The organism is Acinetobacter sp. YT-02, assembly GCF_002412355.1.
In the GTDB taxonomy this organism is placed as follows: Bacteria; Pseudomonadota; Gammaproteobacteria; order Pseudomonadales; family Moraxellaceae; genus Acinetobacter; species Acinetobacter towneri.
In genome coordinates this window covers 36,331-57,575 of the sequence record NZ_NOZT01000007.1, presented here as the reverse complement: position 1 = coordinate 57,575, position 21,245 = coordinate 36,331, and the positions used below count along the sequence as shown (strand labels likewise).

At 41.9% G+C, this 21,245-nt stretch carries 18 protein-coding genes and 1 pseudogene; 8 read left to right on the top strand and 11 right to left on the bottom strand.

The genetic code is table 11. From position 1 onward, the window contains the following. Nucleotides 1–255 precede the first annotated feature (255 nt). From rpsO to CF596_RS04090, 3 genes are all read left to right on the top strand, one after another. Nucleotides 256–525, top strand: a complete 270-nt coding sequence (gene rpsO, locus CF596_RS04100; RefSeq protein WP_004975922.1) for a 30S ribosomal protein S15 — start codon at nucleotides 256–258, stop codon at nucleotides 523–525. Between the two features lie 261 nt (nucleotides 526–786). Next, nucleotides 787–2,874 carry a polyribonucleotide nucleotidyltransferase gene (gene pnp / locus CF596_RS04095; protein ID WP_171257431.1) on the top strand — a complete coding sequence of 696 codons (2,088 nt, stop codon included), beginning with the start codon at nucleotides 787–789 and terminating at the stop codon, nucleotides 2,872–2,874. A gap of 223 nt (nucleotides 2,875–3,097) precedes the next feature. Beyond that, a complete protein-coding gene (locus tag CF596_RS04090; protein ID WP_004975927.1) occupies nucleotides 3,098–4,336 on the top strand; it encodes a magnesium transporter CorA family protein in 1,239 nt (412 codons plus the stop codon). Nucleotides 4,337–4,623: 287 nt separating this feature from the next. On the opposite strand, the gene CF596_RS04085 is transcribed toward CF596_RS04090, so the two are convergent. The 7 genes from CF596_RS04085 to CF596_RS04055 form a co-directional block, all read right to left on the bottom strand. Further along, nucleotides 4,624–4,887: a YdcH family protein gene (locus CF596_RS04085; protein ID WP_026438326.1), complete on the bottom strand. Its 264-nt coding sequence runs from the start codon at nucleotides 4,885–4,887 to the stop codon at nucleotides 4,624–4,626. Nucleotides 4,888–4,977: 90 nt separating this feature from the next. After that, nucleotides 4,978–5,313: a chaperone modulator CbpM gene (locus CF596_RS04080; RefSeq protein WP_096901332.1), complete on the bottom strand. Its 336-nt coding sequence runs from the start codon at nucleotides 5,311–5,313 to the stop codon at nucleotides 4,978–4,980. A gap of 382 nt (nucleotides 5,314–5,695) precedes the next feature. Next, the gene (locus CF596_RS04075) at nucleotides 5,696–6,157 is read right to left on the bottom strand and encodes a DUF2147 domain-containing protein (RefSeq protein WP_096901331.1); all 462 of its coding nucleotides are present in this window, start codon (nucleotides 6,155–6,157) and stop codon (nucleotides 5,696–5,698) included. A gap of 209 nt (nucleotides 6,158–6,366) precedes the next feature. Further along, a complete protein-coding gene (locus CF596_RS04070; RefSeq protein ID WP_096901330.1) occupies nucleotides 6,367–6,831 on the bottom strand; it encodes a DUF2147 domain-containing protein in 465 nt (154 codons plus the stop codon). Between the two features lie 258 nt (nucleotides 6,832–7,089). Next, a complete protein-coding gene (hslO, locus tag CF596_RS04065; protein ID WP_004975941.1) occupies nucleotides 7,090–7,965 on the bottom strand; it encodes an Hsp33 family molecular chaperone HslO in 876 nt (291 codons plus the stop codon). A gap of 50 nt (nucleotides 7,966–8,015) precedes the next feature. Further along, nucleotides 8,016–9,857 carry a monovalent cation:proton antiporter-2 (CPA2) family protein gene (locus tag CF596_RS04060; protein WP_096901329.1) on the bottom strand — a complete coding sequence of 614 codons (1,842 nt, stop codon included), beginning with the start codon at nucleotides 9,855–9,857 and terminating at the stop codon, nucleotides 8,016–8,018. Between the two features lie 72 nt (nucleotides 9,858–9,929). Further along, a complete protein-coding gene (locus CF596_RS04055; RefSeq protein WP_096901328.1) occupies nucleotides 9,930–12,152 on the bottom strand; it encodes a primosomal protein N' in 2,223 nt (740 codons plus the stop codon). Between the two features lie 152 nt (nucleotides 12,153–12,304). On the opposite strand from CF596_RS04055, the gene gspF reads away from it, so the two are divergent. Both gspF and gspG read left to right on the top strand, forming a co-directional pair. Further along, nucleotides 12,305–13,510, top strand: a complete 1,206-nt coding sequence (gspF, locus tag CF596_RS04050; RefSeq protein ID WP_004975948.1) for a type II secretion system inner membrane protein GspF — start codon at nucleotides 12,305–12,307, stop codon at nucleotides 13,508–13,510. A 76-nt stretch (nucleotides 13,511–13,586) separates the two neighbouring features. Further along, nucleotides 13,587–14,021: a type II secretion system major pseudopilin GspG gene (gene gspG, locus CF596_RS04045; protein ID WP_004975950.1), complete on the top strand. Its 435-nt coding sequence runs from the start codon at nucleotides 13,587–13,589 to the stop codon at nucleotides 14,019–14,021. Between the two features lie 113 nt (nucleotides 14,022–14,134). Here gspG and lnt read toward each other — a convergent pair whose 3' ends face one another. Together lnt and CF596_RS04035 are read right to left on the bottom strand one after the other, a co-directional pair. Further along, complete coding sequence (gene lnt, locus CF596_RS04040) at nucleotides 14,135–15,691, bottom strand: apolipoprotein N-acyltransferase (protein WP_096901327.1); 1,557 nt, start codon at nucleotides 15,689–15,691, stop codon at nucleotides 14,135–14,137. Then, nucleotides 15,688–16,527, bottom strand: a complete 840-nt coding sequence (locus tag CF596_RS04035) for a CBS domain-containing protein (protein ID WP_004975954.1) — start codon at nucleotides 16,525–16,527, stop codon at nucleotides 15,688–15,690. Before CF596_RS04035 ends, lnt begins: the two co-directional genes overlap by 4 nt. 197 nt (nucleotides 16,528–16,724) lie before the next feature. On the opposite strand from CF596_RS04035, the gene tusA reads away from it, so the two are divergent. The 3 genes from tusA (at nucleotide 16,725) to CF596_RS04020 (ending at nucleotide 19,846) form a co-directional block, all read left to right on the top strand. After that, entirely contained in the window at nucleotides 16,725–16,982 is a 258-nt protein-coding gene (gene tusA / locus CF596_RS04030; RefSeq protein WP_004975955.1) for a sulfurtransferase TusA, read from the top strand. Between the two features lie 726 nt (nucleotides 16,983–17,708). After that, on the top strand, nucleotides 17,709–18,365 hold the full coding sequence (locus tag CF596_RS04025; RefSeq protein ID WP_096901326.1) for a hypothetical protein: 657 nt from the start codon (nucleotides 17,709–17,711) through the stop codon (nucleotides 18,363–18,365). Between the two features lie 20 nt (nucleotides 18,366–18,385). Further along, nucleotides 18,386–19,846, top strand: a complete 1,461-nt coding sequence (locus tag CF596_RS04020; protein WP_096901325.1) for an autotransporter outer membrane beta-barrel domain-containing protein — start codon at nucleotides 18,386–18,388, stop codon at nucleotides 19,844–19,846. 137 nt (nucleotides 19,847–19,983) lie between these two features. Here CF596_RS04020 and CF596_RS14855 read toward each other — a convergent pair. Together CF596_RS14855 and CF596_RS14850 are read right to left on the bottom strand one after the other, a co-directional pair. Then, a pseudogene (locus CF596_RS14855) lies at nucleotides 19,984–20,490 on the bottom strand (hypothetical protein); the annotation flags it as partial. 18 nt (nucleotides 20,491–20,508) lie between these two features. Next, nucleotides 20,509–21,117 (bottom strand): hypothetical protein, encoded by a 609-nt coding sequence (locus CF596_RS14850; protein WP_242439125.1) that lies wholly within the window; start codon nucleotides 21,115–21,117, stop codon nucleotides 20,509–20,511. Nucleotides 21,118–21,245 lie beyond the last annotated feature (128 nt).

Genomic DNA, 21,245 nt, shown 5'->3' with positions numbered 1-21,245 from the left:
ATATTATCAATCATATACAATTGTATATTTATTTTCCTTAGACACTTTATACCTAACATGATGTGTATACCCTTAGCATAAATCATACTTTTATTGGGACATCTCAAAATTAAAAGCGCTTGTTTGTCGTTCTGTTTTGCAATCGGCACGTTTTTGCCTTAAAATATTGTCCTTGCTGTAGTGATGCACGGCAGTCAGTTGAGTAATCAATTGATCGGTATCAAATCTTTTTATTAAGCATCTCGGAGAAATCGAATGGCTTTAACAAACGCAGATCGCGCAGAGATCATTGCTAAATTTGCTCGTGCTGAAAACGACACTGGTTCACCAGAAGTTCAAGTAGCGCTTTTAACTGCTCAAATCAATGACTTACAAGGTCACTTCAAAGAGCACAAACACGACCACCATAGCCGTCGCGGTCTAATCCGTATGGTTAACCAACGTCGTAAGTTACTTGACTACCTTAAAGGCAAAGATGTGACTCGTTACAGCGCATTGATTGCTGCTTTAGGTTTACGTCGTTAATTCGATTTAAGCTTTTATTTTCGGGCTATTGCATGTTGAATGCTGTATTACTGAAAACTAAAGTATATCTAGCCTTGGCTAGATCAGTGGAAGGGGCGAATGATTCGCTCCTTCTTTGTGTTTAAAAATCGTGTTTCATTCGAGTGAGGTCGGCTTCTAAGCTTTGTCATTTACCTAAATAATTGTATTGTGAATGCCAAACCTTAGGGGTCTCCACGAGAATAATTGTTCACAAGAACTAGGAAAAAATAAAACATGTCGATGTTTAATATTATTCGTAAAGAATTTCAATTTGGTCAGCACCAAGTTGTACTTGAAACTGGTCGTGTAGCGCGTCAAGCCAACACGGTAATGATTACTATGGGTGGCGTGACTGTATTGGTTGCAGTGGTTGCTCAACCAACAGCAAAAGCGGGTCAAGATTTCTTCCCACTGACTGTTAACTATCAAGAAAAACAATATGCTGCAGGTCGTATCCCAGGTGGTTATGGTAAGCGTGAAGGCCGTGCTTCTGAAGCAGAAACTTTAATTTCACGTTTAATTGACCGTCCAATTCGTCCGTTGTTCCCAGAAGGTTACTACAACGAAATTCAAGTTACTGCGACTGTTGTATCTTCTGACAAAACCATGGAAGCTGACATTGCTGCAATGTTAGGTACGTCTGCTGCACTTGCAATTGCAGGTACACCGTTCCGTGGCCCAATTGGTGCGGCGCGTGTGGGTTTAATCAACGGCGAATACGTGCTTAACCCGAACTTTGAACAAATGGCGCAATCTGACCTTGACCTTGTGGTTGCAGGTACAGAATCTGCTGTATTGATGGTTGAATCTGAAGCAAAAGAACTTTCAGAAGACCAAATGTTAGGCGCAGTGCTTTACGGTCATGACGAAATGCAAATCGCGATTCAAGCGATCAAAGAATTTGCTGCGGCTGCAGGTGCAACTGAGTCAACTTGGACTGCTCCAGAGAAAAACGAAGACCTTCGTGCAAAACTAAAAGAAGCGTTTGAAGCAAAAATTTCTGAAGCGTACACCATTGCGATCAAACAAGACCGTTATGCTGCATTAGATGCACTTCAAGCAGAAGCAGTTGCGCAATTCGTTCCTGAAAATGACGAAACTGGCATTGCAGATGACTTGAACGAACTCTTTGAAGATCTTAAATACCGTACCGTACGTGACAACATCTTGTCTGGTAAACCACGTATTGATGGTCGTGACACCAAAACCGTTCGTGCGCTTGACGTACAGGTTGGCGTTCTAGACCGTGCGCACGGTTCTGCATTGTTTACCCGTGGTGAAACTCAGGCTTTGGTTACCACCACTTTAGGTAATACACGTGATGCCTTGATGGTTGATACCTTATCGGGTACTAAAACTGACAACTTCATGTTGCACTACAACTTCCCTGCATACTCAGTAGGTGAAACAGGTCGTGAATCTGGCCCTAAACGTCGTGAAATTGGTCATGGTCGTTTGGCACGTCGTGGTGTGCAAGCAGTTCTTCCTGCAGCAGATCGCTTCCCGTATGTGATTCGTATCGTATCGGACATCACTGAATCGAACGGTTCATCTTCTATGGCGTCTGTTTGTGGTGCATCGTTATCACTTATGGATGCAGGTGTTCCATTGAAAGCACCAGTTGCGGGTATCGCAATGGGCTTAGTGAAAGAAGGCGAGCGTTTCGCTGTACTTTCTGACATTTTGGGTGATGAAGACCACCTTGGCGACATGGACTTTAAAGTTGCAGGTTCTGCCAACGGTATTACTGCATTGCAAATGGACATCAAAATTGAAGGCATCACTGAAGAAATCATGGAAGTTGCATTAAATCAAGCTTATGCAGGTCGTATGCATATCTTAAATGCAATGAACCAAGTGATTTCACGTGCGCGTCCAGAAATTTCAATGCATGCACCAACTTTCCAAGTGATTAACATCAACCCAGACAAGATTCGTGACGTGATTGGTAAAGGTGGTGCTACCATCCGCCAAATTACTGAAGAAACTAAAGCGGCAATTGATATTGAAGACAACGGTACAGTGCGCGTATTTGGTGAAACCAAAGCTGCTGCACAAGCTGCTGTTGCAAAAATTCAGGCTTTAACTGCTGAAATCGAGCCGGGTACAATTTACACAGGTAAAGTAATCCGTATTGTTGAATTCGGTGCGTTCGTAAATATCCTTCCGGGTACTGACGGTTTACTTCACATTTCTCAAATTTCAAATGAGCGTATTGCCAACGTTGCAGACGTGTTGAAAGAAGGTCAGGAAGTGAAAGTACAGGTTGCTGATGTAGACAACCGTGGTCGTATCAAATTAACTATGAAAGATATCGAACAAGCGTAATGCTGTGTTGATGATCTGAAATGGTCAAAAAACCCGTATTCAATCTGAATGCGGGTTTTTTTATGCTAAAAATTTTGTTGCATCGTAAAAACCATCTTTGTTGTATGAAAAGCGGCATAAATTACAGCATGTATTTGAAAAGAAGCCTGATCCATGCTTAAACTGAGTACATCTTAAAATCTCAAAAAACCGTACAAGAAAACTGAAATAGAGTGCCCGTTCTATGCAAAGTTATTATTTTTATCTGCATACCAATCATAAAACCAATATTTATGTGCAAAAACAGCCAATTGAAGGGCTTGAGCCTGAATTTATCTGGATTGATTGCACCCGTGATGATGTGCTTAACCGTGCAGAACAGTGGCAACAAGAGATTTTTCAGTACAGTCAATTATCGCTCAATGAATATCATGTGCGCGATATTTTAAATATAGAGCATCCATGTGCGTTTGATACTTTAGATGATTATGACTTATTGATTTTCCGTAAACTGATCACACCCGAAGACCGTATTGCAACAGGGCAACAAGTCGGGGAGAAACATGAACGGATTTTTGGACTGGCCACTACGCCGATGAGCTTTATTATGACACCGCAGATTTTGATTAGTGTGCGGGAACAGGGCAATAAAGTCATGGAAAGCTATTTGTCACGTGTGGAAGCAGCGGTACAACGCCCGATTGAAGAACAGAATAAAGCACGCAAACTGGCAGCAACACCATTAGATTTAACGTTGCGTTTACTGAATTTGGTAGCGGATGATTACTTGGATATTCGCATGCCGCTAACCCGCCGTGTGGAATATTGGCAACAAGAGTTGTTGCAGGGACATCGTCGTTTTACCCGTTGGCATCAATTGCTGCAAGAAAATATGGCGTTTCAGCAAGTTGAAAATTTATGTGAAGAGCAAATAGAAGCCTTGCAGGAATTGCGTGATGAAATTGTCGATAACTACCCACATTTACGTGGCAAAAAACGTAGTGAACGGCAGGATATTATTTTGGTACGTTTGGATGATTTGACCAGTCACATTGAACGAATTCAAAAGCATACCATTCGCTTACGCTCTGCAGTGCAAACCGCAATTGATCTGCATTTTTCTGCTATTGCCAACCAGACCAATGAAAACATGCGGATTTTAGCCATCATTACCGCAGTTTTTGCACCTTTGACTTTATTTACAGGGGTGTATGGTATGAACTTTGAGTTTATGCCGGGGCTGAAACACGCACAGGCCTTTTGGATCATGCTTGGGGTAATGGTGATGACTACTTTGTTGTTGCTGTATTATTTTTATCGTAGGCACCTTGTCGGTCTGGGTGAAAAAAGTGTGATTGATATGTTGGCACAGCAACATAATGACCAACCCATGAATTTATTTTGGTTTTTAGACTATGAACCCATTAAGCAAACCGTGAAAGGCACCATTAAAGAAGTCGAAAAACTGACTAAAATTAAATAATCCAGAAGATAGACTTGCAGATGTGGTGATAAATTGAGTTCCACATCCAATATATGTCACAAGATAATTCGTTGATAAAAGTTGTCCACAGACCTCAAAAGTTATCCATAGGACTGATAAGCTTATCCATAGATTGAACCAGATAGGCAGACACTTAGCTCAAGATGGCAGTTTTTTGAATGCTGTTTTCAGACTTGAATACGCCATCTTGTTTTGCTTTTTGTCTTTTCTTGCTGTGTCCTGCATTTGATCGTATGAGGATTTGCAGTTCAGACTTGTATGTATTTTTAAGCCAATTGATCATTTTGTGCATTACGCAGCAAGTGATACATTTCATCTTTTAGTCTTAATTTTTTGCGTTTCAGCGCTTCAATGTCATCATTAATTTGATGCACAGGATCAAGCTCTAACTGGCTGATTTCACGGTCTAGCTGTTCGTGATCTTCAAAAATTTTTGAAAAATGTGGATTGCTGTCGCGTAATCCCTGAATTAAATCACGAAACTCAGGAAACATATTTTTAATCTTCTTGTTGCAGTCTTTAGTTTTCATTGTGTAGATCATTCTCATCAAAAAAATTTACGGGCATAGAAAGAAAAACGCTCTAGCAAGGTGATGAATCACACAGCTAGAGCGTGAGGATTAACTATGTTGAAAATTCAGATGTTTAACTTCTTTACGTAATTTTTGTACTTCATCAATCAGGTCAAGCATCATGGCGACAGCTGAAAAACTGGCATCAAAATCACGTTGCAGCCGATAGGCTTGGCGTGCACGGTTGATATCTTCACCAAAAAATTGGTGGATACGTTCGGCAGGGCGGGAAGGCAGGATGTCATATTCTAAAAGTTGTAAGACCCATTCAGGGCTTTGCCCACACGCTTCGGCAAATTTTTTTAAATCTAACTGGGTAAATTCTTCAATAATTTCTGTGTGCTGTCCGTCTGAAGTGATTTCACGATATAAAATAGTGGTCATGGCATACTCCTTCTGATCGAATTCAAACGAGTTGGCTCGCCTGAAATGAGGGATTGCTTTACATCAATAATTGGTGGATATCCAATAAGTGATTCTCTTTAATTTAGCCTGTGTACGCTGTAATAGAATCTTTTATTTGTATTCCTTTGGTGAAATTCAGCCAACCCTTTGCTGTGCTCACGCCTGTTATATTGATGTGTCAATTTGGCTTGTGCGTATAGATGTCTTATAGATATTAGTCTATTTTTTATTCAATGCCATCCTTTATTTCAATATTTTGGATTGAACGGTCGTACGGTGTTTAAAAGGATTGTTTCAAAATTTGGTAATAAAAAGGGCTCTTTAAAAAGAACCCTGTAAATCAATATCTTAGTTTTTGGAATTAGTATTTTACCCAAGTCACGCTGCGACCAATCACTGAAACACCTACATAGCCACGTAAGGTAAGGCGCTTACCGTTAGCGCTTAAACGTGCTTTGCCTTTATAAACTTTACCGCCAATAGGGTCTAAAACATGGCCTTGGTTAAATTCACGTGGGTTTTTGGTATCTTGTTTAAAGCCCCAAATAAATGGCAAGCCAATAAAAGGCTTGTTCTTTAAGTTACCTGGACAATTGCTACAAATCACCATTTTTTCTGCACCCGGAATATTACGGGTTTCCACGATAATGCCTTCATAAGTGCCATCTGGCTTTTTGCGAATTTCGACATCGGCACGTGAATAACCTGTGCGATCATCAATGGTTTTCCATTTACCGACCAGTAGATCGCTTTCTGCAAAGCCAACACTTGAGAGGGTTGTTAAAACGAAACCCGCAAAAATCCCTCTGAAATTTATTTTCATGAACAGCATCCCCAAAATTGTTATTTAAAAAAATAGAGTAAAAATTCTATTTCGGGTTTTATAGCAAGAATGTAATAAACAAGCAAATTGAGCAGTGTGAGATGTCAGGCAGGAAAAGATATAAGTGTTATGGAGTTGGTAATTTAAATCTAATCATTCCGATAAAAGTGTGCAGAACACAGCTTTTATCGCATTGGTGAGGAATAATATCAGTATTTCACCCACGTCATTTTGCGGCTGGCATTGGTGGCAAGGTCTACATTATAAAGGGTTAAATGTTTGCCATTGCTGCTTAAACGTGCACGAGTTTTATATTGTTTACCTGTGCGCGGGTCTAAATAGTCACCTTCATAAAATTCAATTTGATTGCTTGGCGTAGCTTTTAAGTGACTTAATGGCACAAAACCTAACAGTGGCTTATCTTTATTTTTACCCGTACAGAGTGTGCAATTTTCCAAACGCGGTGCGCCAGGAACCGCACGTAGTTCTATAATCGTAGCGGCATACGCACCTTGTTTATCTTTACTCATGACTACGTCAGACAATGAAAAACCTGTGCGGTAGTCTAATGTTTTCCATTTGCTCAAAAGTGGGTCTGCATTGGCTGCATAAGCTAAACTTGAACAGCAAATCGCGCTGATGAATGCTAAACGAGAAAAGAACAGGGTGTTCATAAAATCAATATCCCAGAGAAGAAGCAGCCTAAAATATATAAAGGCATAAAAAAAATATGGGATTATTTATACCCAATTTACGCGGTATTTTCTAGTAATTGCATGAAAGTTTTGTGAAATTAATCACATGAAAAGTAATAAAATAATAGGTTTTGACGATGGTCATCACGTAAATAAAAAATGAGCAGAATGTACTGCTCATTTTTGATGAATTTTCAGCATTACATCACATATTAATCATGGTATTCACCATGCCATTTAACTGAGATGTTCTCCAAATAAACCTAAGGCTTCTTCGGCACTAAAGCTATATTGTGTGCTGCAGAATTGACAATCCATAGTAATAGGGTTCTGATGTTCCAAAGTTTCACGTACCGCAGCAACACCAATTTGCATTAAGGCATTGGCACAGCGCTCTTTGGAGCAAGTGCAACCAAAACGTAAGGCTTCCACTTCAGGCAAACGCACTTGTTCTTCATTGTATAAACGGTACAAAATTTCATTGACGTCTAAATCAGTCAATTCTTCCGCTTTTAAGGTTTCAGTCAGCATGGTCACACGCGGCCATAAATCTTCATCGACCCGTTGTTGTTCTTCTTCACTGTTACGCGGCAACAATTGAATCAGCAAACCGCCCGCACGTTCGGCATTGCTTGCCAACACAATACGAGTTGGAATTTGTGCCGATAAGTCGTAATACTGCATTAAACATTCAGCTAAATTGGCTTTGTCCAAAGGCACAATACCTTGATAACGCTCACCAAATTCAGGCTCGATATTAATAAACAGTACAGGACTGACCAAACTTTTCAGGACGGTACTGCTGTCTTCAGCGCTTAAAAAGCGCGGGTCTTGTTCGTAGTCTGCCAACGCACGCACTTCACCCAAGTGGTTACATTCCGCCATAGCCCATTTAAATGTGCCAGATGCCTGAATTTGTAAGCTAATACGCCCTTTAATTTTTAGGGTACTGGCCAGTAGGGCAGTGGCGCAAAGCATTTCTCCCAACAACACTTGTACCGCAGGCACATAATCACGTTGTTTCAAAATGGTTTGCAAAGCTTCTTCGAGATGAACTACTTCACCACGAACAGGGCTATCTTCAATAAAAAAGCGTTGGCGTAAATCAGACATAAAATTCTCCATAACCCTGTTTTAATGGTGGCAATATTGTAAAACACAAGTCAGTTTGCTGCATCACGTGTTACATCAATATGACTGCTATGCAAGCCGCGTTTTAAATCGACACCCAAGGGCATTTCACGGTTTTGTGCATCACTTTCAAACAGGTGTTCCAGTTCTGCCAAAGCGTTACGATGGGTTTCATATACTTTTTGTTCATCGGTATAAATGTGCTGCTGTTGTGCCAAGAGTTGTTCATCATAATCACGGAACAACTCAATGCTTTTATAGGCATCTTTTTCATTAATGCCCAAATCGCGCAAAGCCTGATAGGCCATGCCTAAAGAGGATAAATACGTTTCACGCCAAATATAGGTAACGCCTAAATCGCGCAATAAGTGCACATGATGACGATCACGAGCGCGTACCAGTAATTTTAGCGCTGGATAATTCAGGCGAATATGCCGTGCCACGTTCATTGAGTCTTCAATATCATCAATGGCTAGAATAAAGATTTTGGCATGCTCGATGCCTGCGGCACGTAAAATTTCAGGTTGAGTGGCATCGCCATAATAGACTTTACCGCCGTAATTCCGCACAAAATCAATTTTATCCATATTGCTGTCGATGGCAGTAAAGTGCAGATGCTGCAAGTACGCCACACGGGCAATAATTTGTCCAAAACGACCAAAACCCGCAATAATCATGGGGTGATGTGTATCGGGAATTTCGTCATATTCAGGCGATTTTTCACGTTCTAAGCGAGGAATAATTTGACTGCTCATCAACCAATATAAAATTGGGGTCAACACCATCGACAAAGTCACAATTAAGGTCAGTGGTTGCAGCAAGGCCTGGCTGAGCACACTTTCACTTTGTGCGACACTGAGCACCACAAAGGCAAACTCACCGCCTTGTGCCAAGCAAGTCGCCAACAACAAACTATTGCGCCAAGAATATTGGAAATAACGGGCAATGGCCGTGAGGCTAATCAGTTTGATGAGCAGGAGCAGCAATGCACCGCCTACAATCAGCCAAGGGGTATTCATAAAGATTGCCAGTTCGGTGCTCATCCCGACGGTCATAAAAAATAAGCCTAGCAATAAGCCTTTGAATGGGGCAATACTGGCTTCTAACTCATGTCTAAATTCGGAATCTGCCAACAATACGCCTGTTAAAAATGCACCTAAGGTGGTGCTAATGCCCAGCACATCCATAATGCTGACCACGCCAAGTACAATGAATAAACCGACAGCAGTGATCAGTTCATGTGCGCCACTTTTAGCCACAAAACGAAAAAATGGACGCATGAGATAACGGCTAAATAAGAACAAACCGCTAAAGGTCGCCATGATTGCAGCAAAATAAGCAATGCCATGATGAGTCGATTCTGCACCTGCTAACATGGGAATGATGGCAATTAAAGGAATGGCGGCAATATCTTGAAACAGCAGAATGGAAAAGGATTGTTGTCCATAACTGCTGTTGAGTTGCTGCTTTTCTTGCAACATTTGTAGCACAAAGGCTGTAGAGGAAAGTGCCAGTGCAAAACCTATCACCACACTTGAGGCAATGCCTTGCTGTAAGGCAAAAAAAGCCAAGATTGCAAGTAGAATACCCGTGATGCCGACCTGTAAACTACCCAAAACAAAAATGGGCTTGCGCATTTCCCACAGCCGTTGTGGACGCAGTTCTAAGCCAATAATAAACATCAGGAACACCACACCATATTCTGCCAGTTCCTGAATATCATCGGGGTCGCTGGCAATATTGAATACGCTAGGCCCTAGCAAAATGCCTGTAAACAAATAGCCCAATACGGTCGCAATACCAAAGCGTTTTAGTAAGGGAACCAAAACCAATGAAGCGCCTAGAAAAATGGTTATTTGTAACAATAAGGACATGTGGTCATCCAAAGTTTAAAGCGGTGGATTATTGAAATAAGTGCTGATACAGCTAAGTTTCAATTTACAGTATTAGCTAAATTCTTGCGGATCTATATCTAAACTTAGTTTCATGCTGGATGGCTTTTCATGCAACATATTTTGCCACCAGTTCCTGATATAAAAATGTAAGCGTGCCCGATCTTTAGACAACAACACCATGTGTGCATGGAAACGTCCTGCTTTACGTTCCATTGGCGCAGGAATCGGCCCCCAAATTTCAATTAATTGTTCTGAATGTTCTCTAAGCCATTGTGCATGTTGTTGTAAAAATTGCTGGTTTAATTCCTGACTTTTGGACTCACAGCGAATCAGCGCAGTATAACGATATGGCGGCAGTTGCGCGGCTTTGCGCTCTTTTAAACTTTGTTTGGCAAACTTGCGGTAATCTCCCTCGACCAAGGTGGTGAGTAAAGGATGATCAGGACGTAAACTTTGCAAATAAACATCGCCTTTATGTTCACCACGCCCTGCACGTCCTGCCACTTGCACAATCAGTTGGGCGGTACGTTCAGGTGCGCGAATATCAACACTGAGCAAGCCTGAATCGATATCTAAAATAGCCACCAAGGTTACATAAGGAAAGTGATGTCCTTTGGCCAGCATTTGTGTGCCCAGTAAAATTAGGGGTTCACTGCGTTGAATACGGTCATAAATTTTTTGCCAGCTGCCGACACGACTGGTTGAGTCACGATCCACCCGAATCACATCTATATCTGGGAACAGTTCATTTAGACTGTCTTCCACTTTGGCGGTACCCATGCCCACAGGTTTGAGTTCTTCATGGTTGCAGGCAGGGCATTGCTCAGGTTTGCGGTGAATTGTTCCGCAGTGGTGGCAGTGTAAATGCACATAAGGTTGATGATGCAGGGTAAAGTTGGCATCACAATGTGGGCATTTGGCTTGCCATGCACAGCTCTCACAAATCAATACGGGTGCATAGCCGCGTCGGTTTAAAAACACCAAAACTTGTTCTTTTTTAGCCAAGCGTTTTTTGATTTCATCAATCAATTGTTGGCTAATACCGTGCTGTTTTTTGGCAATTTTTAAATCAATCAGGTGGATTTTGGGCATGAGTGCCGTGCCCGCGCGTTGATTTAATTCCAGACATTGCATTTTGCCTTGATCGACTAGTGCATAGCTGTCAATGCTTGGAGTTGCCGAACCTAAAATAACAGGGCAATTTTCCAGATGGGCACGATAGAGCGCAACATCACGGGCATGGTAGCGAAAACCTTCCTGCTGTTTAAAAGACAGGTCGTGTTCTTCATCTAAAATAATCAAGCCTAAATTTGGCAATGGGGTATAAATCGCAGAACGTGTACCTAAAATAATCGAGGCTTTGCCCGTTTGTGCCGCCTGCCACGCCTGCAAACGCTTGGAATCATTTAAACCTGAATGTAAGAGGGCGATGTGGCAGTGAAAACGCGATTGGAAACGGCTAATGGTTTGTGGCGTTAGACCAATTTCAGGTACTAACACCAACACTTGTTTGCCCTGTTTTAGTACCTCATGCATGATGTGTAAGTACACTTCAGTTTTACCGCTACCCGTTAAACCATCCAGTAAAAATGCCTTATATTGCTGCCGAACTTTAAGTACGCTGTCGATGGCTTTTTTCTGATCTGGATTAGGGGTTAAAGGCATTTGCGCCAAAGTCACTGGCATTGGGCTAAAATCTTGGGCTTCCAAAACACATGCGCAAATTTCTTTATTCGCCAAGGCTTTTAGGGTTGCTGTTTCAATGCCTGCCAAATTTAAAATATTTTCAGAAGTTCCCGAAGGATGCAGCTTTAAAATTTTATAGGCTTCTTGTTGTTTTTCTGAGCGTGTAATTTTAGCTTCGGCATGTGCATCCAACAATTTCCAAGTACGTGCCAATAAATTATAGGGTTTGGCTTGGCGCAATAAGCTAGGTAAGGCACTTTGCATCACTTCACCAATCGGGAATTGATAATATTGTGCCGACCATGTCAACAAAGTTAAAACTTTAGGGTCTAAAATCGCTTGCTCATCTAACAGTTCGCTAATGGCTTTGAGTTTAAAACGTGGATCAATTGGGGTGTCGAGTGCCAGTTTTTCGACAATAATTCCGACCAAGTTTTGCCGACCAAAAGAAACCAAGACCCGCGCGCCCACTTCTGCTTGCTGATATTGTGCTGCACTGAGCATATAATCGAAGCAGTCGTAAAGATATACGGGTACAGCCACTCGAATACGATAAACAGGCTGTGGGTCTAAAGTGGAATCTGGCATAGAAAAAGTCGTATCGTCCTGTGAAAAATGGCTTCGTGCTCGACTTTGGCATGTGTTAGAGTGAGCACAGAATTTATATCTAAGAATATGAATGATTTTAGTGGTCAGACGCAACTGCGTTGCAAGAAATTTTGGAAAATTAGAGCATTACAATGCCAGCATATCAATTTACTGCCATTGACGCTTCAGGGAAGCAGCAAAAAGGTGTTTTAGAGGGTGATTCTGCACGACAAATCCGTCAGCAATTACGTGACAAAGAATGGATTCCTGTCAGTGTCGATACCGTTGAACAAAAAGATAAACACAGTGGCAAACAATGGTTTCAGAAAAAAATCACCGCCTATGATTTGGCTTTGCTGACCCGTCAGTTATCGGTTTTGGTGGCTGCTGCGATTCCTTTGGAAGAAGCCGTTCGCGCTGTGGGTAAACAAAGTGAAAAAGCCCATGTGCAAAATTTGCTGATGTCGGTGCGTTCCAAAGTTTTGGAAGGTTATTCACTGGCCAATGCTTTACAACAATCGGGGCGTTTTCCAGACTTATATATTGCCACCATTGCCGCAGGCGAGCGTTCGGGGCATTTGGATTTAATTCTGGAACAATTGGCAGATTACACCGAAAACCGCTTTGCCATGCAGAAAAAAATTCAAGGGGCGATGATTTATCCCATCATTTTAATGCTGATGTCTTTTGCGATTGTGATGGGTTTAATGACTTATGTCGTACCCGATATTGTTAAAACCTTTGATCAGAGCAAAGATGCCTTGCCGTGGATCACCGTGGCATTAATGAAAGCCAGTGATTTTATTCGTGTTGCATGGCCGTTTTTACTGGTGGCTTCTGTGGTGGGGGTATTGTTGTTGGTGCGTTTTTTACGCACCACCGCAGGGCATTATGCCTTTGACCGTTTAACCTTAAAGTTGCCGTTATTTGCAAAATTATCACGTGGGATTAATGCCGCGCGTTTTGCCAGTACCTTGTCTATTTTGACTCAGTCGGGTGTGCCTTTGGTGGATGCGCTAAATATTGGTGCTGCGGTCAGTAACAACTGGGTCATTCGTGATGCGGTCAATTTGGCGGCAGAAAAAGTCACTGAAGGTGGTAACTTGGCGACGCAATTAGAGCGCAGTGGTTATTTCCCACCGATGATGGTACAAATGATCAAAAGTGGTGAAGCCTCGGGCGAGTTAGACCGTATGCTGTCACGTGCTTCAGACATGCAAGACCGTGAAGTGACCACACTGATTTCTACCCTGTTGGCATTATTAGAACCGTTGATGTTGGTACTGATGGCGAGTATTGTACTGGTGATTGTGATTGCGGTAATGCTGCCAATTGTGAATATGAACAATATGATTTAAATCGTTTTGAAGCATCGTTCTTCAAACAGAATCTAAAATAAATGTCGAATTGATATAAATAAATGAGAGAGATTGAATGAAACAGAAGCAACCGAGTAAACAGTCTGGTTTTACCCTGATTGAAGTCATGGTGGTGATTGTAATTTTAGGTGTGTTGGCGGCTTTAATCGTACCGAACGTAATGGGACGTGGTGAAAAAGCCAAAGTAGATACTACGGTTATTACTTTAAAAGGTGTGGCTGGCGCACTCGATCAATACAAACTCGATAATCAAAAATATCCTTCAATGCAAGACGGTGGTTTAGATGCCTTGGTGAATCAGCCTGCTTCGGCTAAAAACTGGTTGCCAGGCGGTTATGTGAAAGGAGGCTATCCGAAAGACAGTTGGGACAATGACATTCAATATGTCATTCCAGGTTCAGAAGGTCGTCCGTTTGACTTGTATTCTTTTGGTGCAGATGGTCAGCAAGGTGGTGAAGGCACCGATGCCGATATTTATTATCAGCCTTAATGAAAGATAAACTGAGTCTATATATTGATTTAGTGAGTTTCCACAAAAAACCGAGCATTAAGCGCTCGGTTTTTTTATGAATGGTCGTTTCTAAGCACTATTGAACAGTACTATTAACGACGTGATTTAAACGACACATCTACCTGACGTGGTCGATAAATCCACCCCATAATTAACAACAGCAATGAGAAAATCAGCACAGGCCAATCGCTGAGTTGAGTGTACAGCGTTTGACCTTGCATGGCAGGCAGATCACCACGCAGCACAAACTCCTGATCCATTGGCGCTTGTTTGACAATATGTCCATGATGGTCAATAAATGCGGTCACCCCTGTGTTGGTGGCACGAATAAACCAACGTCCATTTTCTTTGGCACGCATTTGTACCATTTGTAAATGTTGCAACGGCCCTGCAGTACCCGTAAACCAAGCATCATTGGATACTGTTACCAAAAAGTCACTTTTGCTGGCATTGCGACGGGTCAGGTTTGGATAAGCCACTTCATAACAAATGGCTGCCCCCAAATGATGCTGCTTAATTGCGAGTGGTTTTTGCTCAGATGCACCACGTGAGAAGCCACTCATGGATGGGTCATTTTGCATCGCAGGCAATACCCAGCTGAGTAAACCTGAAAGCGGAATATATTCGCCAAAAGGCACCAGACGCTGCTTTTTATATAATCCTTCTGCCGCATCTCCCGTTGCCATAATGCTGTTGTAATACATTGGATGTTGCTGCACTTGTGATTCAGGCAAGTCCCAATACGGAATACCCGTCACCCACGAACTGCCTGTTTTTTCAGCCTGTGTTTTCATGGCATCCAAAAACGGTTCAATATCGGTCTGGAACATTGGAATGGATGATTCAGGCCAGACAATAATATCGCGTCCCCATTCAGTTCGGGTTAAGCGGGTATAAATTTCCAAGGTCTTGATTTGGTACTCGGTGAGCCATTTTAAGTCTTGAGGGATGTTACCTTGAATCAGAGAAACCGAGAGTGGCTTTTCAGATTTTGCAGTTACAAAACTGAGCTGCGCTGCCCCCCATGCACCCAAGAGTAAAATTGCCGATGGAATCAGCCAGAAGATACGCTTTTTAAGGACTTCAACCAACGCACAGGCCAGCAAGATGACCACAAAAGACACCCCGAAAATACCAAACAACGGTGCATAGCTATCCAAAAAGCGTTCGGTGAAGGCATAACCTGCAAACAGCCATGGAAAACCTGTAAAGACCCAAGTTTTCGCCCATTCAAAAAATACCCATAGCGGTGCAAAAGTCAGTGGTGTTTCAGGGAAAAACCGACGATATAACCACGTTTGTACGGCAGTAAACAAACCCATCAACAGCGCCATAATGACAATCATCAGCACGCTTAAAAAGGCATTGGTGTCGCCATAGACGTGAATGGATGTATAGAGCCAAAATGCTCCGACAAACCACAACCCAATCCCGTAAGACCAACCAATCAAAAAGGCCTGTTTCGGGGTGCGTTTGCTTAAAGTCGCATACAGCAAAGCAGGTGAAAGTAAGGCAATCCACCAGTAATGATAGGGAGCAAGTGCCAAACTAAACACTGCACCTGCCAATAGGGCAATGATTAATGGATAAATTAAGGGCAGTTGTTGATGTTCTGCAGGATTAGACAGCTTGGAAAAAAAAGTCCTCATTGACGTACGGCTCGAATCAGATGAATAGTGCGGGCATCTGCTTCAAGAATGGTAAACTCCCAGTTGCCAATCACAATCACTTGTCCTTGCAAATCACTCACCAAACCAATTTCCTGAAGCAATAAACCGCCCACAGTTTCTACTTCATCGTCAGAAAAATCTGCATCTAAAACATTATTAAAATGTTCGATTGGTGTAAGTGCTTGTACTAACCAAGTATTTGCCGTTTTTGGGTCGTGATCGGGGATGATGTATTCTGCTTCTTCGTCAATATTGTCGTGTTCATCTTCAATTTCACCGACAATTTCTTCTAAAATATCTTCTAAAGTAACCAAGCCCGAAGTGGTGCCATACTCATCAATCACCACTGCAATATGGGTTTGGGTGTTTTTGAGCATACGCAATACTTGGTCTGAACGAGCACTTTCAGGCACAAATAACGGCTGACGCATTAAGGCGCGAATATCGACTTTGGTTCTTTGTTCGGTCAGTAAAGGCAATAAATCTTTTGCCAATAAAATCCCCACCACGTTGTCGGGTTGGTCAGATGAGAACACAGGAAAACGTGAATGTGCCGATTCGACTAGTACATGCAAAATGTCGAGTAGCTCATCATCTTCTTGTAAGCTAATCATGGCGGTACGTGGGGTCATGACTTCACGGATTTTGGTGGCAGGTAAATCCAGAACACCTTCGAGCATTGCCACCGTATCGGGTTCTAAAAAACGACGTGAATCTTGTACTAATTTTAGCAATTCATCGCGGGTTTCTGGTGCAGTGCCTAACCATTTTCTTAGGCCACGCATACCCCACGATGGGCCTGATTCCTCGTGCATGATCTTTCCTAAAGACTCTTTATATCTAAAAAACTTAGCTTAATCATACCTTAGAAAATACAGTTGTCTATTGCTAATCTTGGGAGAAAATGACGGCAATTACGTCACGAGATGTGTTGCTGTGCGTAGCGGGAACACATAAAACAAGGCTGCGCTTTATGCTAAACTAGCCCGATGTTTTAATATCGAGTCTGTGCATGTCTGAACTTCCTGTCACACCTAGTATTCAACTGAATACCCGCGGTTTGCGTTGCCCTGAACCTGTGATGATGCTGCATCAAGCCATTCGCAAATCTAAGTCTGGCGATGTGGTTGAAGTGTTTGCAACTGACAATTCGACGTCTTGGGATATTCCAAAATTTTGCATGCATTTGGGGCATGAGTTGTTATTGCAAGAAGAACGCTTAGATGAGCAAGGCAATAAAGAATTTCATTATTTGGTGAAAAAAGGCTAATAGGCAAAAATTAGCCTCAGCACTTTTAGAACACTATAATTTAAACACGATAAAATAGTCATGTGATCCATATAGGCATATTTCATTTGCAATTCATGCAAGTTGAAATATGCCTTTTGTGTTTTTAGCCATGACGTTCAACTTTATTTTTAATTTTTCATCAATTTTGCATCAATCCCACCTGCTTCACAGTTTGAGTTAAAAAATGGCGAAACGATCCACGAGTTGCGTTATCTGCTACACATTTTTTAAGGGACTTTTCAACTTTTCTGCATTTATAGGGCAAGTTGTGTGCTTGTGCAAAATCTAACAAAGCTCTGTGTGTTGTATAAGAAATAATTTTTAGAGTGTGAGTTTATTCTATTGTTTAGTTATTGATTTTTAACAAAATTATTTTAAATATTTTTTAATATATGGAAAAATTAGCCTATAATGCGATCAGTTTGTTGAGTTCGATTGCAGAACATTTGGGGATAAAATTAAGCAGATTTGGGGTTTTGCTTGGTTTGAATGTTATATGGCAGTGTTTATGTTTTATAAGGCTGAAAAAGCTGATTAAGCTGTCGCATTAAAGTAGTCAAGTTAAGAAAAATAATTGTGGGGGGCTTAACTGATTGTCTTTATCTTAAAAAAATATGCCATTTAGACTGAGCAAAATCTGCTTAATTTTTTACGTGATCAATCATCAATAAATCTTGCGTTATCATCATTTTGATTGAGTACGGTATGATTTTAGATAAAAAGCAAAACTTTTCTTTAAAGCCACTGAGTGTGGCGTGTTTATTGACCATGAGTATCTCAGGCTGTTCATCGGGTTCAGGCTCTCAGTCAAGCACGGTTCAAGTCACTGATGTGTTGGGGGCAGAAAATGTCAGCCAAGAAGATCAACCGACTACAAATGAAGGCATTGGCAGCGGAGTAGAGCAACCTGTCGCACCATCTGCACCCATTACCGATCAACCTCCTGTGAATTTAGAGCTAGATCATGGCGATGTATCATCCAATGGTGGTGGTTTGAGTGGTGGCAGTACAGATCATGGCAATACATCACCAACTGAAGATTCACTTTTAGACAGCAATGATGCTGTACCTAGCGATGATGCTACCGTTTTAGAAAATAATGATGTCAATCAGCCTGATACGATACCTACACTTGAATCACCTCCGTCAGAAGCAGAGCAACCTGTCGATGTGGTAGCTCCACCTGCAGTAGAGCCTGCTTTAACCGACACCGTTTTGGTCGATAGTGCAATTCAAGATATTGAAGTACCACAAGATACATCTGAAGTTGAGATGGGTAGTACGATTCAAGAACTTGAACCCTCACAAAACACTTTAGAAGTCGAAACAGGCAGTGCATTTCTTGAAACGAAGGCAATTTAACCATCACAGGCAACTATTCGATGCAGATTGCTGCAGATCAGCAGCAACATGCGGGTTTTAAAGCACGTTTTGGCAATTTGCTGACGGTAACGGGAACCGCCAATTTGGCAGGGACTTTGAACCTGTTTGATGAAGTGCCACTTGATCAGCCACTTATTACTGCACAAGGTTCACAAACTACCGTATTACGTGCGCAACAAGGCGTACAGCGTGAGTTCGATGCTTATCGCTCAAGCAATCCATTATTTGAGTTGACACAAGTTAGTTATCGTCCTGAACTGAATGCAACGGGCGAGCCTGTACGTGCGGCAGATACAATCAATACCGATGTGGTGATTACGGCAAAGCGTAAATCGACTGAAACGGTGGCGGCTCTTGCTGCTGAACTTGAAGGACGTACTCAGGTTGCCCGTAATTTAGATGTAGTTTTAGCAAGTCTTGATCAGAAACAACAGTTAGAAACGCTGGAAGATGCTGAAAAAGTTTTTGCCAATCGCTTATTTAACAATTTTGCTCAAACTATACGTTATAGCAATGCTGCTGAAAGTACAGTTTCTACGCAGGCATTGAATCAACTGTTTCATCAACTTGATCCAAGTTTTTATGCCAATACCGTTTTAAATGTCGCAGAAGAAAGCAGCAAGCAAGAACGTCAGTTTGCACAGCGTTTGGCAACCGCACAACCCAAACAGCTTTGGTTTTCGGGTGATTACCAAAGTTATGATATGGATTATGTCGGCTTAAATAGTGAGCGCCGTAGTCATCATCAAGGTGTTGGTGTGGCAACAAAACTGGCAGGGATGACCTTGGCAGCGCAGGCCGATTTCAGTCAACTGAACTTAGATGATGCCGTACAAACAGGCTCAAAAAATAGCAGTCAGAGCAAAGCCTATGCACTAACTATGGGGACAGCACAGCAGCTTAATCGTGATTTAAGTGTCGCGGCATGGTTAAAAGGCATGCAGGTGGATGTTGACGCGCAGCGTGGTCATGCTCAAGCACAAAAAATACAGTTTGATGGACAAATGTATGCCGCAGGTTTGCGTCTAGATTATAGCTATCCACTCAGTCAAAAAATGCAGATTCAACCGTATTTAGACGCTTCGTTCCAACATTATGTTCATGCCGAACAAACTCAGCAGGATGGTGTCAACAGCTTAGATGATTTGGTGATGCAGCGCTGGAATTTTGGTGCAGGTTTGCAAGCCAATTACCAGTTGAATCCAGCATGGCAATTGCAAGGCAGCTTGTATTACAGCCAACCGATTCAGGAAAAAGCATATTTAGATACCCATTATGTAGGCACAGCGGAGAAACTGAAGTTTGATGCATGGCATGCCGATCAAGGTCAATATCATGCTGCCTTAGGTTCACAACTTCACTTTGGACAACATAGTTTTCTCAATTTGAATTATGAATATAGCGGGCGATCACATAGCGACAGTCATCCGGTACAGTTGGCGGTAACGACTCGATTCTAATTGATCGTTTTATTCATGAGAAAGTCATGAAAAAGCGTAGATTTGCGTATGAATGAGAAGTTTGAATCTTGATTGAAACAGCCATGTAGATAAATCTGCATGGCTGTTTTTTAGATCACAGTCAAATGGACTGAGTTTTAGACCGCATAGCGACTCATTAAAGTCAGTGGTGCTTTGGACTGTAAATAATCGGCAGGAATAAATACGATATTGGCAGCGTGTTGCTGTGCTGCATCAATAATATGGTTGATCACATCGTCTGTGGCTTGTGCGCTGTCAGGTGCGTGCGCTTGATCTAGATAAATTCGTTGCTGGTCGGTATCGACCCAACCTGTCTGCATGTAGCCTTGTTGAACATATAAAGTATCGACATTATTTTGCAACACTGCCTGATAAATTTGCTGCAGATCGGTCACAACACGGTCACTGGCATAGAGTTCATCCAGTTGCTGCGCATGTTGCTGATGCAATTGTTGTTGATGGCTTTTTAGCTCGGTCTGAATACTGTCAATAATGTGTTGTGCGCTGCCTTGTTCTAGCTGAGTGACGTTATCTACACTGAAAATAATGGCATTGGGTTGGTCGCAAATAGATTCATAAAAACTGATATTGCGTCGATCACCCACAATGACCAAGCCCAATGGCTCACTGGCACGTACAGTTTACACATTTTTATCGACACGGTTTAAAAACTCTTTGAGTAAACGGTCTTCATTGGCGGCTGTGGCACGTTCTGCACCGCTGGTGCTATATAAGTTATCATTTTGAACAGGAAATGCACCATGTGGCAGTCGTTCATTCAAGTCGCTGTCATCTACAGAAAACTCATGGATTACACGATCATTGGAGGCCTTAATCAGACGTCCAACTTCACGACTGATCACTACCACATAGTATTGCACTGCATAAGATAGCTCACGAATAAAATCACGCACTGAAAATTGTTGATCAATCACAATACGTTCTTGGGTAGGGAATGGCAGACGCAGTACTTGTGCACTGTCGGCTGTGGCAAAAATAGCCAGACTGTCTAAATGGTAGTTGGGATTCAAATCTTTGGTTTGATGATGAATCTGTTCTAAAATTTGTGCCACCAGACGTTTGTCATAGTCTGCCAACAGGCGTTCTTCGAGTTGTTTAAGTTGGTTTTTAAGAGCAATCACATCTTGCTGATTGTCTGGAAAGGTACGATGTGTGGGTAGAAATAAGCTGACTGCAGGTTGTGCCTGCACATTTTTAAGTTGGTTGAGGGTGTCTGTTAAATTAAGCATGTTGGAATTCCTCTTTTAATGAAAATAAGAACAACCAAATGCTTGAGCAAGATAAAACTCAAAGTACTGCTTTATACTTCACTCAAGTCAGTTTTAGTCAGCATCTACAACATTTTGCTACCGTGCTA

Coding starts and splice junctions, on each gene's coding strand:
- hslO (WP_004975941.1), bottom strand. CDS start 7,965: ATGTCTGATTTACGCCAACGCTTTTTTATTGAAGATAGCCCTGTTCGT.
- CF596_RS04085 (WP_026438326.1), bottom strand. CDS start 4,887: ATGAAAACTAAAGACTGCAACAAGAAGATTAAAAATATGTTTCCTGAG.
- gspG (WP_004975950.1), top strand. CDS start 13,587: ATGAAACAGAAGCAACCGAGTAAACAGTCTGGTTTTACCCTGATTGAA.
- CF596_RS14850 (WP_242439125.1), bottom strand. CDS start 21,117: ATGCTTAATTTAACAGACACCCTCAACCAACTTAAAAATGTGCAGGCA.
- rpsO (WP_004975922.1), top strand. CDS start 256: ATGGCTTTAACAAACGCAGATCGCGCAGAGATCATTGCTAAATTTGCT.
- CF596_RS04070 (WP_096901330.1), bottom strand. CDS start 6,831: ATGAACACCCTGTTCTTTTCTCGTTTAGCATTCATCAGCGCGATTTGC.
- CF596_RS04025 (WP_096901326.1), top strand. CDS start 17,709: ATGATTTTAGATAAAAAGCAAAACTTTTCTTTAAAGCCACTGAGTGTG.
- CF596_RS04080 (WP_096901332.1), bottom strand. CDS start 5,313: ATGACCACTATTTTATATCGTGAAATCACTTCAGACGGACAGCACACA.
- gspF (WP_004975948.1), top strand. CDS start 12,305: ATGCCAGCATATCAATTTACTGCCATTGACGCTTCAGGGAAGCAGCAA.
- tusA (WP_004975955.1), top strand. CDS start 16,725: ATGTCTGAACTTCCTGTCACACCTAGTATTCAACTGAATACCCGCGGT.
- CF596_RS04075 (WP_096901331.1), bottom strand. CDS start 6,157: ATGAAAATAAATTTCAGAGGGATTTTTGCGGGTTTCGTTTTAACAACC.
- CF596_RS04090 (WP_004975927.1), top strand. CDS start 3,098: ATGCAAAGTTATTATTTTTATCTGCATACCAATCATAAAACCAATATT.
- CF596_RS04060 (WP_096901329.1), bottom strand. CDS start 9,857: ATGTCCTTATTGTTACAAATAACCATTTTTCTAGGCGCTTCATTGGTT.
- CF596_RS04020 (WP_096901325.1), top strand. CDS start 18,386: ATGCAGATTGCTGCAGATCAGCAGCAACATGCGGGTTTTAAAGCACGT.
- CF596_RS04055 (WP_096901328.1), bottom strand. CDS start 12,152: ATGCCAGATTCCACTTTAGACCCACAGCCTGTTTATCGTATTCGAGTG.
- pnp (WP_171257431.1), top strand. CDS start 787: ATGTTTAATATTATTCGTAAAGAATTTCAATTTGGTCAGCACCAAGTT.
- lnt (WP_096901327.1), bottom strand. CDS start 15,691: ATGAGGACTTTTTTTTCCAAGCTGTCTAATCCTGCAGAACATCAACAA.
- CF596_RS04035 (WP_004975954.1), bottom strand. CDS start 16,527: ATGCACGAGGAATCAGGCCCATCGTGGGGTATGCGTGGCCTAAGAAAA.